We start from the raw sequence: 11,690 nt of genomic DNA on the forward strand, positions 1-11,690 counted from the left end.
CGGACCCGATGCCGATACGCGCCAGCGATCTCCTCACCCTGACCCGCGAGGGTCTCTACTGCCCCCTCGGGCGCTTCCACGTCGATCCGACCTGGCCCGTGGAGCGCGCGCTGATCACGCACGGGCACGCCGACCACGCCCGCGCGGGCCACGGCCAGGTGCTGGCGACGCCCGAGACCCTGCGGATCATGGCGGTGCGCTACGGCGCGGATTTCTGCCGCCAGCGGCAGGAGGCGCAGCTCGGCGCGGCGCTCCGCGTCGGCGACGTGACCGTGCGCTTCGCCCCGGCCGGCCACGTCCTCGGGTCGGCGCAGATCGCCATCGAGCGGGACGGCGTCCGCGTCGTGGTGTCGGGCGACTACAAGCGCGCGCCGGACCCGACCTGCCTGCCCTTCGAGGTCGTGCCCTGCGACGTGTTCATCACCGAGGCGACCTTCGGACTGCCGGTCTTCACCCATCCCGATACGCGGGGCGAGGTCCGCAAGCTCCTCGAATCGGTGAAGCTGTTCCCGGAGCGCGCCCACATCGTGGGCGCCTACGCGCTCGGCAAGGCGCAGCGGGTGATGGCGCTCCTGCGCGAGGAGGGCTGGGACCGCCCGATCCACCTGCACGGCGCCATGGAGAAGCTGACGACGCTCTACAAGGAGGAGGGCGTGCCGCTCGGCGACACGCCCAAGGTCGTGGCCGCCGAGCGGAAGGACCTGCACGGGGCGATCGTGCTCTGCCCGCCCTCGTCGATCCAGGACCTGTGGTCCCGCAAGTTCCCCGACCCGGTGACCTGCTTCGCCTCGGGCTGGATGCGGGTGCGCGCCCGCGCCCGCCAGAAGGGCGTCGAGCTGCCGCTGGTGATCTCCGACCATTCCGACTGGCCCGACCTGTGCCGCACCATCCGCGACACCGGCGCCGGCGAGGTCTGGGTGACCCACGGCCAGGAGGACGCGCTGGTCCACTGGTGCGGGACGCAGGGGATCCGGGCGAAGCCGCTCCACCTGCTGGGCTACGGCGATGACGGCGAGGTCGAGGGGACCTCGGAGGCAGGCTCCGAGGCGGAGGCGGCGGCGTGAACGACTTCGCCCACCTGCTCGACCGCCTCGCCTACGAGCCGCGCCGCAACGCCAAGCTGCGCATGCTCCAGGACTACTTCGCGCGCACGCCCGATCCCGAGCGCGGCTACGCGCTCGGCGCCATGACCGGCACGCTGAGCTTCCGCGAGGCCAAGCCGGCCCTGATCCGGGGACTGGTCGAGGAGCGGATCGACCCGGTGCTGTTCCGGCTGTCGCACAATTACGTGGGCGACCTCGCGGAGACGACGGCGCTGATCTGGCCGGGACCGGCGGAGGCGCCGCGGGAACCGGGCCCCGGCCACAACAACCCGCCGCCGCATGTCCCGACCCTGGCCGAGGTCGTGGAAACCCTCGCGACCATCCCCAAGCGCGATCTGCCCCGCCATCTCGCCGACTGGCTCGACGCCCTCGACGAGACCGGGCGCTGGGCGCTCCTGAAGCTGGTCACCGGCAACCTGCGGGTCGGCGTCTCGGCGCGGCTCGCCAAGACGGCGGTGGGCGCGCTGGGCAACCACGACGCCGACGCCGTCGAGGAGGTCTGGCACGGGCTGACCCCACCCTTCGAGACCCTGTTCGCCTGGGTCGAGGGCCGGGCCGAGCGGCCCGAGACCCTGAACCCCGCGCCGTTCCGGCCGCCGATGCTGTCGCACCCGATCGAGGAGGAGGCCGACCTCGAGAAGCTGGAGGCCGGGGCGTTCTCGGCAGAGTGGAAGTGGGACGGCATCCGCGTCCAGCTCGTCGGCGGTCTCGACCGGGCCGGCCAGCAGGTCGGGAAGGTCTATTCGCGCACCGGCGAGGACATCACCGGGGCGTTCCCGGACCTCGCCGAGGCCATCACCTTCGCGGGCGCCCTCGACGGCGAGCTGCTGATCCTCCGCGAGCATCGGGTGCAGAGCTTCAACGTGCTGCAGCAGCGCCTGAACCGGAAGGCCGTGACGGGCAAGCTCCTGGAGGAGTTCCCGGCCCACGTGCGGGCCTACGACCTCCTCACCCTGGAGGGCGACGACCTTCGGGCAGAACCCTTCGCGGAGCGGCGGCGGAAGCTGGAGGCGCTGGTCACGCGCCTCGACCACGCGCGGATCGACATCTCGCCGCTCGTGCCCTTCGCGGACTGGGAGGCCCTGGCGGCCGCCCGGGCGGACCCGGCCTCGGTGGGCGCCGGCGCGGATGCCGACGCCATCGAGGGCGTGATGCTCAAGCGCCTCAACAGCCCCTACCTGCCGGGACGCCCCAAGGGACCCTGGTGGAAGTGGAAGCGCGAGCCGCACATCGTCGACGCCGTGATGATGTATGCCCAGCGCGGGCACGGGAAGCGCTCGTCCTTCTACTCGGACTACACGTTCGGGGTCTGGCGGGAGGCGCCCGAGGGCGGCGACGAGCTGGTGCCGGTGGGCAAGGCCTATCACGGCTTCACCGACGCCGAGCTCGCCAAGCTCGACCGCTACGTCCGCAACAACACCACCAAGCGCTTCGGCCCGGTGCGCGAGGTCGCCCACGGCCGCGAGGCCGGGCTCGTTCTCGAGATCGCCTTCGAGGGCGTGCAGCGCTCGACCCGGCACAAGTCGGGCGTGGCCATGCGCTTCCCCCGGGTCAGCCGCATCCGCTGGGACAAGCCGCCCGCGGAGGCCGACCGGATCGACGTGCTGGAACGGATCCTCGCCCGGGGCGAGCGCGAGATCGCGCCGGGCGCGGCCCTGATGGAGAAGACCGCATGAGGCAGGGACACGGCCGGGAGGGCAGGATCGGGCCGGTCGAGACGCTCGCCTCCGGCGCGGTGGAGCGCCACGCGAGCGGGCGCCTCACCATCGCGACCCCGGGTCCGGGCTTCACGGATTTCACCGCCGCGGTGGCCGCGTTCGTGCGCGGCAGCGGCGTCCGGGACGGTCTCGTCACGGTGTTCTGCCGGCACACCTCGGCCTCGCTGACCATCCAGGAGAACGCCGATCCCGACGTCCAGACCGACCTGATGACCGCGCTCGACGGCTTCGCGCCGCGCCACGCCGGCTACGTCCACGGCGCCGAGGGGCCGGACGACATGCCGGCCCATATCCGCACCCTGGTCACCGATTCGGCCCTGACCATCCCGCTGGTCGGCGGGGCGCTGGCGCTCGGCACCTGGCAGGGGATCTACCTGATCGAGCACCGCGACCGGCCGCACCGGCGGGAGATCGTGCTGAGCGTCCTCGGGGCGTGACGCGTCCGCCGGCGTCGCGCGGGCGGCGCGGGCCGGCTCAGCAACACGCGGTCACACACCGTCGGTTAACCATAGTGGGTCCTTATCGGCCTCCGTCGGATCGGGGACCGTGCCGCTCCGGCGAACGGAGACCCCGATGGGCCTTTACACCGCGCTCTCGAACTCGATTTCCGGCGCCTCGGCGCAGTCCCTGGCCCTGAACAACATCTCGGGGAACATCGCCAACACCCAGACGGTGGGCTTCAAGTCCACCGAGACGCGGTTCGCCGACATGCTGGCCGAGACCCGGGACGGCACGCAGCTGACCGGCGGCGTGCTGCCGAGCACGCGCAACAGCCTCAACATCCAGGGCACGATGCAGTCGACCGGTGTGGCGACCAACCTCGCGATCTCGGGCAACGGCTACTTCGTCGTCAAGAAGAACACCGGGACGCCGGACAGCCCGGCCTTCGCCGGCGACACCGGCTACACGCGGCGCGGCGACTTCGCGCCGGACGCCAGCGGCTACCTCTCCAACGGCGCGGGCTACTACCTGTTCGCCGGCCCCTCGGCGACGACCCCCGTCCAGGTTCCGACCGGGGCGAGCACCCTGGCGAGCCTCGCGGTCTCGCCCGCCGGCACCCTCACGGGCACAGCCGCGGACGGCAGCACCCTGGCCCTCGGCACGCTGCAGCTGGCGCAGTTCGGCATGCAGGACAACCTCGCCTCGCTCGACGGCGGCACCTACGTGGCCACCGGCCAGTCCGGGACGCCGAGCTACGGCCTCAACGGCGCGACCATCACGGCCGGCTCGGTGGAGCAGTCCAATGCCGGGATCTCGGATCAGTTCTCGAAGATGATCGAGACCCAGCAGGCCTACACGGCCAACACCAAGGTCATGAGCACCACCGACCAGATGCTGCAGGACGCCATCGCGATGTACACCTGAGGCGGCCCCGTCAGAGGAACTTCAGCGGGTCCTTCTCGGGCGGGGGCGGCGCCACGTCGGCGCGGTTCCACCAGCCGCCGCCGAGGGCCACGAACAGCGCGGCGGTGTCGGCGTACTGGGTGGCGCGCGCCGCCGCCGAGGTCACCAGCGCCGAGAGGTAGCCCTGCTGCGCGATCAGCACCTGCGAGGAGGTGATCGCCCCGGCCGTGTACTGCTTGCGGATCAGCGCGAGGCTCTGGTTCGTGGCGCTCACCGCCGCGTCGGCGGCGGCCACGGCCTTCGCGTCGGCCTGGAGCGCGCGCAGCGCGTCCGCGACGTTCTGGAAGGCGGTGATCACCGTCGCCTTGTACTGCGCCTGCGCCTCCGTCAGCGATTCCTCGGCGGCCCGCTGGCGCCGGAACAGGGTGCCGGCATCGAAGATCGGCGCCGTCGCCTGCCCGACGATCGTGAAGAACGCCGCGCCCGGGTTGGCGATCTGGGCGATCCGCGTGGCGCTGGAGCCGCCCGTGGCGGTCAGGCTGAACTGCGGCAGGCGGTTCGCCAACGCGACGCCGACATTGGCACTCGCCTGCTGCACCAGGGCCTCCGCCGCCTTCACGTCGGGGCGCTGCTGCACGAGCCGCGAGGGCAGGCTCACCGGGAGCCGGGTCGGCAGGCGCAGGGCGGCGAGGTCGAAGGTCTCGGAGACCTCGTCGGAGGGCAGGCGTCCCGCCAGGGCGGTCAGCAGGTTGCGCTGCTGGGCGAGCGCCTTCTCCAGCGGCGGCAGGAGCTGCTGCGACAGCGCCAGCGCGGCCTGCTGCTGCACCACGTCGGCCCCGGCGATCTGACCCAGCGAGAGCTGCTTGTTGTAGAGCTGCAGGACCTCGGTCTGCGCCTGGATCACCTTGCGGGTCGCGTCGATCTGCGCCCGCAGGGACGCTTCCTGGATCGCGGCGGCGACGACGTTGGCGGTCAGGCTCAGGTAGGCCGCCTCCAGCTGGAAGCGCTGGTTCTCGGTGGTGGCCTCCAGCGACTCGATCTGCCGGCGATTCCCGCCGAACACGTCGGGATTGTACGAGACCACCGCCTGCGGCGTGGACAGGCTGTAGAGGTACCGGCTCTGATTGTTGAGGGGCGATTGCAGGTCGAGGCCGGGCGCCAGCGCCCCCTGGACCTGCGGCGTCGCGGTCAGGCTCGGGTAGAGGGTGCCCTTCTGGGCCAGCACGTTCTGCTGCGCCACCCGCAGGGAGGCCTGCGCGGCCTCCAGCGTCGGGTTGTTGGCGAGCGCCTGCTCGACGACGCGGTTCAGGGCCTTCGAGTGGAACAGCCTCCACCACTCGCCCGGGATGTCGGCGCCGGACACGAAGCTCTGGTCGGCCGAGCCGCCCTGCCGGGTCCGGATGTTGTCGGCCGCGGAGGGATTCTGCAGCGGTTCCTTGGTGTAGCGGCCGACCGGCGGAGCCTCGGGCGCCACGAAGTTCGGGCCGACCGCGCAGGCCGACAGGCCCAGGGAGGCCGCCAGCCACGCGGTCGCCCGTCCGCACCGTCTCGGCGCAAAGCTCACCATCCCGCCCCCGAAAACCTCACCTCGGTAGAGCGGCGCGACCCGCTGCCAAGTCAATCCGACCGTCCCCAGGCGGCGCGCGCGGCGCGGCCGTTGTGGCCCCCCTGCAACGGGCCGCGCGCCGGCCCGCGTGGTCGTGAGCCGGCTCACGCGGCGGCCCGGTGCGCGGGCCGCGCCCGGGCGTCCGGGTTCGGGCGGCGGCGGGAGAACAGCGAGATCAGCACCGGGACGATCACGAGGATCAGGTTCGGCGCCAGGATGATGCCGCCCACCACCACGAGCGCCAGCGGCTTCTGCACCTGCGAGCCGATGCCGGTGGAGACCGCGGCCGGCAGCAGGCCGACGCAGGCCGCCACGCAGGTCATCATCACCGGGCGCATGCGGACCACGGCGGCGTGCCAGACCGCCTCTTGCCGCTTCCAGCCCTCGTCGAGCAGCTGGTTGTAGTAGGCGAGCAGGATCACCCCCTCCATGGTCGAGATCCCGAACAGCGCGATGAAGCCGATCGCCGCCGAGATCGAGAACGGCGTGCCGGTCAGCGCCAGGGCGAAAATGCCGCCGATCATCGCCATCGGGATGACCGACAGGGTCAGCAGCATGTCGGCCACCGATGAGAAGTTGATGTAGAGGAGCAGCGCGATCAGCAGCAGCGTGATCGGCACCACGAGGCTGAGGCGGGCGGCCGCCTCCTTCAGGTTGGTGAACTGGCCGACCCATTCCAGCCGGTAGCCTGGCGGGAGGTCGACCGCGTCGGCGACCTTTCGCTGGGCCTCGAGCACGGCGCTGCCGAGGTCGCGGCCGCGCACCGAGAACTTCACCGGGATGTAGCGCTGCTGGTCCTCGCGGTAGATGAACGAGGCGCCGGAGACGAGGTCGACGTCGGCGATCTCGGAGAGCGGCACCTGGATCACGCCGCCGTTGGGGTTCTGGGCGCCGACTGCGATGTTGCGGATGCCGGCGAGCGAGGAGCGGTACTCCTTGGCGAGCCGCACCCGCATCGGGAAGTGGCGGTCGGAGCCGTACTCGTAGAGGTCGCCCGCGGTCTGGCCGCCGATCGCCGCCTGGATCGTGGTGTTCACGTCGCCGATCGAGAGGCCGTAGCGGGCGGCCTTGTGGCGGTCGACGTCGATCCGCACCGTCGGCTGGCCGAGGGATTCGAACACCGACAGGTCGGTGACGCCCGGGACGGTGGCGAGCGCGGCCTTGACGGCGTTGGCGGTCTTGGTGAGCTGCGCGAGGTCGTTGCCGTAGATCTTGACCGAGTTCTCGCCCTTCACGCCCGAGGCCGCCTCCTGGACGTTGTCCTCGATATACTGCGAGAAGTTGAATTCGATACCGGGGAATTCGGCCTCCAGTTTCTTGCTGAGGTCCTGGATCAGGGTCTCCTTGTCGAGGCCCTTGCGCCACTGGTCGATCGGCTTGAGCGGCGCCAGGATCTCGACGTTGAAGAAGCCGGTGGCGTCGGTGCCGTCGTTCGGGCGGCCCTGGTGCGACAGGACGGTGGTGACCTCCGGAACCTCCTGGAAGATCTTGCGCATGCGCTGGACGTAGCCGTTGCCGGCCTCCAGCGAGATCGAGGACGGCATCGTCCCGCGCACGTAGAGGTTGCCCTCCTCGAGACGCGGCAGAAATTCGAGGCCGAGGTTGCGGGCCGTGAGGCCCGAGACCAGCAGCACCGCCAGCATCACGGCGACCGCCAGGATCCGGTTGCGCAGGCCGAAGCGCAGGGCCGCCTCGTGGCCGACGCGCAGCACCCGCACGATCAGGGTGTCGCGCTCCTCGAGCTTCTTCGGCAGCATGAGGGCCGAGAGCGCGGGCGAGACGGTGAAGGTCGCCAGCAGGCCGCCGAGCAGCGCGTACGCGTAGGTCTTGGCCATCGGGCCGAAGATATGGCCCTCGACGCCGGTCATCGTGAACAGCGGCAGGAAGCCGACGATGATGATCGTCGCCGAGAAGAAGATCGCCCGGTTCACCTCGCGCCCGGCGACCGCGATGGTGCCGAGCCGCCCGGTGAGGCCGTCGGGCGGATCCTCGCCCTTCACGTGATCGGGCTCGGCGATGTGGCGGAAGACGTTCTCCACCATGATCACGGTCGCGTCGACGATCAGGCCGAAATCGATCGCGCCGAGCGACAGCAGGTTGGCCGAGTCGCCGCGCACCACCAGGATCAGGATCGCGAAGCCGAGCGCGAACGGGATCGTGGCCGCCACGATGATCGCGCTCGTGAGCGAGCCGAGGAACAGCCACTGCACCACGAAGACCAGCACCACGCCGAAGACGAGGTTGTGCATCACCGTGTGGGTGGTGGTGTGGATCAGGCCCGAGCGGTCGTAGATCCGCTCGATCTTCACGTCGGGCGGCAGGATCGTGGAGCTGTTGATCTTGTCGATCTCGGCCTCGACCCGCTCCAGCGTCGGCAGGCTCTTGCCGCCGCGGGTCATGAGCACGATGCCCTCGACGATGTCGGGCTGGTTGTCGTGGCCGACGATGCCGAGGCGCGGGGCGTTCGACACGCGCACCTCCGCCACGTCCCGCACGAGCACCGGGGTGCCGTTGACGAGGCTGATCATCGTGTCGCGAATGTCGTCCATGTCGCGGATCAGGCCGATGCCGCGCACCACCGCCGATTGCTGCCCGACGTTCAGCGTCTGGCCGCCGACGTTGATCGAGGCGTTGTTCAGCGCGTTGGTCAGCTGCACCAGGGTCAGGCCCTGGGCCTGGAGGCGGTTCAGGTCGACCGCGACCTCGTACTCCTTGGCCTTGCCGCCGAAGGCCGTGACGTCGACGACGCCGGGGATCGCCTTGAACCGGCGCTGCAGCACCCAGTCCTGCAGGGTCTTCATGTCCATGGGCGAGTAGCCCGCCGGGCCGACGAGCTTGTAGCGCATGATCTCGCCCACCGGGCTCGTCGGCGAGATCTGCGGTGTGGCGCCGTTGGGCAGGGTCGGGGCCTGCGACAGGCGGTTGAGCACCCGCTGCAGCGCCTGCTCGTACGTGTACTCGTAGTTGAACTGGACCTTCACGTCCGAGAGGCCGAACAGCGAGATCGTCCGGACCACCTGGGCGTTCGGGATGCCGGCGAGCGCCACCTCCAGGGGGATGGTGATGTAGCGCTCGATCTCGTCGGCCGACTGGCCCGGATTCTGGGTGATCACGTCGACGAGCGGCGGGACCGGATCCGGGTAGGCCTCGATGTTGAGCTGCGTGTAGGCGCCGTAGCCGACGCCGAGCATCACGACGAACAGCAGCACCACCAGCACGCGCTGGCGCAGCGAGAAGGCGATCAGGGCGTTCATCGGATCCCCGCTCAGGACGCCTTGTCGCCGGTCGCCGCCCGGTCGATGAACAGGGCCCCGCGAGTGACGACCTGCTCGCCCGCGCTCAGGCCCTGGACGACCTGGGCGTTGTCGCCGTTGATCAGGCCGAGCTTGATGTCGCGCGCCTCCACGGCGCCGTCGGGCCGCGCCACCCAGACGTGGGTGCGGTCGCCCTCGTACACGATGGCGGCCACCGGCACGCTCGGGCTCGGCTCACCCTTGCCGGTGATGATCGTGTAGGTGGCGAACATCTCCGGGCGCAGCACCCGGTCCGGGTTGTCGACCTCGCTGCGCACCGCGAGGCGCCGCGTCGCCGGGTCGAGGCTGGAGGCCATGTAGTTCACCCGGGCCTTGAACACCCGCGCGCCGAAGCCCGCCACCTTCGCCTCGACCTCCTGGCCGATGCGGATCTTGGGGATCTCGCTCTCGCGGACGTTGGCCACGAGCCAGACCGTCGACAGGTCGCCGATCACGAAGACCGGGTCGCTGGAGGCCGAGAGGTACTGCCCGATGCCGACCTTGCGCTGGACGATCGTGCCGGCGATCGGCGCCCGGATCTGCGTCTCGGCGCTCATCGTGCCGTTCTTCTCGAAGGCGGCGATCTCGGCGTCGGTCTTGCCCAGCAGGCGCAGGCGGCTCCGCACCGCGTCGAGGGCGCCCTCGGCGGTCTTCAGGTCGCTCTGGGCGGCGATGACGTCGTTCTGGGCCGACTGGTAGTCCTTCAGTGCCGTCGCGCGGGCCTGGAACAGCTCCTGCTGGCGCTGCGCGATGGTCTGGTCGAGCTTCAGGAGCGCCTGCTGCTTCTGGAGGTTGTTCACGGCCGCCTGATAGTCGTTCTGCGCCTGGACCATGTCGGTGGCCTCGAGCGTCAGCAGCACGTCGCCGGCCTTCACGTCGTCGCCGGCGCGGACCAGGACCTTCGTCACCCGGCCGGCATAGGGCGAGACCACCGGGACGTTGTCGTCCTCGTTGAGGGCGATCCGTCCCTCGGCCGAGCCCTCGGGCCGGAACACGAGGTTGGCGACCGGCAAGATTTCGAAGGCGGCCCGCTGCTCCTTGGAGGGCCGGAACACCCGCTCCACCGGGCCGGCCTTCTCCACGTCGATGCCCGGGTCGGGGTTGCCCGGGGCGAACAGCCCGGTCACGGCCGCGACGAGGTGCGCGGCGGCCTCGCGGGTCCGGTCGGGAAACGCGATGGCGGCGCCCAGGGCGGCCGCGAGCAGGACGGCGGCGATCAGCAGGCCGGGCCACCGGCGCCCGCGCGCGGAGACGGCGACGGCCTCGTCCTGGTCCAGCGGATTTCGGGCGTCCATGCGGATGATCTTCTAGGTCCGGACCGAGAGTCCGGGCTGGGTGACGAGAGTACGATACGTGCCCGGACGACGCCTACATCAATGCGGTCGCTGGTGCTTTTCTATGGCGCGCCGCGGGAAGATTCGGGCGGTACGGCGTGCCTAGAGCAAAGCTTGTCCGACAGGCAATCGATCCGGCGCCCCGGTCGCGAAACCGTGTGGCCCCGTCTTCCTTTGACGGGATTTGTTACAATATGACAACGCTCGCGGGTCCAGGCCCGCGCGATCCCGCACCCGTCACCGAAGAAGCCGTCATGTCCGATACGAGCAACGCTTCCGCCCCGGCCGCTCCCGGTTCCGCCGCCGGCAAGATCCCGGTCACCGTGCTCACCGGCTACCTCGGTGCGGGCAAGACCACGCTCCTCAACCGGATCCTCACCGAGAACCACGGCAAGCGCTACGCCGTGATCGTCAACGAGTTCGGCGAGATCGGCATCGACAACGACCTCGTCGTCGGCGCGGACGAGGAGGTGTTCGAGATGAACAACGGCTGCGTCTGCTGCACGGTGCGCGGCGACCTGATCCGGATCATGGACGGGCTGGTGAAGCGCCGGGGCAAGTTCGACGCGATCATCGTCGAGACGACCGGCCTCGCCGACCCGGCCCCCGTGGCGCAGACCTTCTTCGTCGACCAGGATGTCGGCGAGGCCGCCCGCCTCGACGCCGTGGTGACGGTGGCCGACGCCAAGTGGCTGTCGGACCGCCTGAAGGACGCGCCGGAGGCGAAGAACCAGATCGCCTTCGCGGACGTGATCCTGCTCAACAAGAGCGACCTCGTCTCCCCGGCCGACCTCGACCGCGTCGAGGCCGAGATCCGCACGATCAACCCGCTGGCCAAGCTCCACCGCACGCAGAACTGCGCCGTGCCCCTCGACGCGGTCCTCGAGCGCAACGCCTTCGACCTCGACCGCATCCTCGACGTCGAGCCCGACTTCCTCGAGGCAGGGCACCACCACCATCACGATTCCGACATCCGCTCGATCTCGGCCAAGATCGAGGGCGCGGTCGACCCGGACAAGTTCATGCCGTGGATCTCGAACCTCACCCAGTCGCAGGGTCCGGACATCCTGCGGTGCAAGGGGATCGTGGCCTTCCCCGACGAGCCGAAGCGCTTCGTCTTCCAGGGCGTGCACATGATCCTCGACGGCGACGTGCAGGGGGACTGGGGCCAGGACGAGAAGCGGGTCTCGCGGGTGGTGTTCATCGGCCGCAACCTCGATCCGGCGGCGATCAAGGAGGGCTTCGAGGCCTGCCGCGCCTGAACGGGCGCCGCCTCCCCGGCGCCCCGCGCC

8 protein-coding genes are annotated in these 11,690 nt (G+C 70.5%); 5 read left to right on the plus strand and 3 right to left on the minus strand.

The window, feature by feature from the left end; translation table 11 throughout:
• The first annotated feature begins 8 nt into the window (after nucleotides 1-8).
• The 4 genes from ASG32_RS11515 (at nucleotide 9) to ASG32_RS11530 (ending at nucleotide 4,186) form a co-directional block, all read left to right on the plus strand.
• Complete coding sequence (locus ASG32_RS11515; protein WP_056525831.1) at nucleotides 9-1,064, plus strand: ligase-associated DNA damage response exonuclease; 1,056 nt, start codon at nucleotides 9-11, stop codon at nucleotides 1,062-1,064.
• Nucleotides 1,061-2,779: a cisplatin damage response ATP-dependent DNA ligase gene (locus ASG32_RS11520; RefSeq protein ID WP_056525835.1), complete on the plus strand. Its 1,719-nt coding sequence runs from the start codon at nucleotides 1,061-1,063 to the stop codon at nucleotides 2,777-2,779. Before ASG32_RS11515 ends, ASG32_RS11520 begins: the two co-directional genes overlap by 4 nt.
• The gene (locus ASG32_RS11525; RefSeq protein WP_056525838.1) at nucleotides 2,776-3,258 is read left to right on the plus strand and encodes a secondary thiamine-phosphate synthase enzyme YjbQ; all 483 of its coding nucleotides are present in this window, start codon (nucleotides 2,776-2,778) and stop codon (nucleotides 3,256-3,258) included. The genes ASG32_RS11520 and ASG32_RS11525 overlap by 4 nt, the downstream gene beginning before the upstream one ends.
• A 136-nt stretch (nucleotides 3,259-3,394) precedes the next feature.
• On the plus strand, nucleotides 3,395-4,186 hold the full coding sequence (locus ASG32_RS11530; RefSeq protein WP_056525841.1) for a flagellar hook basal-body protein: 792 nt from the start codon (nucleotides 3,395-3,397) through the stop codon (nucleotides 4,184-4,186).
• A 10-nt stretch (nucleotides 4,187-4,196) separates the two neighbouring features.
• Here ASG32_RS11530 and ASG32_RS11535 read toward each other — a convergent pair whose 3' ends face one another.
• From ASG32_RS11535 to ASG32_RS11545, 3 genes are all read right to left on the minus strand, one after another.
• Nucleotides 4,197-5,732: an efflux transporter outer membrane subunit gene (locus tag ASG32_RS11535; RefSeq protein ID WP_056525844.1), complete on the minus strand. Its 1,536-nt coding sequence runs from the start codon at nucleotides 5,730-5,732 to the stop codon at nucleotides 4,197-4,199.
• 143 nt (nucleotides 5,733-5,875) lie between these two features.
• Nucleotides 5,876-9,025, minus strand: coding sequence for a CusA/CzcA family heavy metal efflux RND transporter (locus tag ASG32_RS11540; protein ID WP_056525847.1), 3,150 nt, complete (start codon nucleotides 9,023-9,025; stop codon nucleotides 5,876-5,878).
• A gap of 11 nt (nucleotides 9,026-9,036) precedes the next feature.
• The gene (locus ASG32_RS11545) at nucleotides 9,037-10,359 is read right to left on the minus strand and encodes an efflux RND transporter periplasmic adaptor subunit (RefSeq protein WP_056525850.1); all 1,323 of its coding nucleotides are present in this window, start codon (nucleotides 10,357-10,359) and stop codon (nucleotides 9,037-9,039) included.
• A 293-nt stretch (nucleotides 10,360-10,652) separates the two neighbouring features.
• On the opposite strand from ASG32_RS11545, the gene ASG32_RS11550 reads away from it, so the two are divergent.
• Nucleotides 10,653-11,660, plus strand: coding sequence for a GTP-binding protein (locus tag ASG32_RS11550; protein WP_056525853.1), 1,008 nt, complete (start codon nucleotides 10,653-10,655; stop codon nucleotides 11,658-11,660).
• The last annotated feature ends 30 nt before the right edge of the window (nucleotides 11,661-11,690 follow it).

It is taken from the genome of Methylobacterium sp. Leaf361 (assembly GCF_001424445.1).
Lineage (GTDB): Bacteria > Pseudomonadota > Alphaproteobacteria > Rhizobiales > Beijerinckiaceae > Methylobacterium.

Excerpts from the sequence above, each read along its gene's own strand:
- ASG32_RS11515 (WP_056525831.1), top strand. The coding sequence starts at position 9 with ATGCCGATACGCGCCAGCGATCTCCTCACCCTGACCCGCGAGGGTCTC.
- ASG32_RS11525 (WP_056525838.1), top strand. The coding sequence starts at position 2,776 with ATGAGGCAGGGACACGGCCGGGAGGGCAGGATCGGGCCGGTCGAGACG.
- ASG32_RS11530 (WP_056525841.1), top strand. The coding sequence starts at position 3,395 with ATGGGCCTTTACACCGCGCTCTCGAACTCGATTTCCGGCGCCTCGGCG.
- ASG32_RS11535 (WP_056525844.1), bottom strand. The coding sequence starts at position 5,732 with ATGGTGAGCTTTGCGCCGAGACGGTGCGGACGGGCGACCGCGTGGCTG.
- ASG32_RS11540 (WP_056525847.1), bottom strand. The coding sequence starts at position 9,025 with ATGAACGCCCTGATCGCCTTCTCGCTGCGCCAGCGCGTGCTGGTGGTG.
- ASG32_RS11545 (WP_056525850.1), bottom strand. The coding sequence starts at position 10,359 with ATGGACGCCCGAAATCCGCTGGACCAGGACGAGGCCGTCGCCGTCTCC.
- ASG32_RS11550 (WP_056525853.1), top strand. The coding sequence starts at position 10,653 with ATGTCCGATACGAGCAACGCTTCCGCCCCGGCCGCTCCCGGTTCCGCC.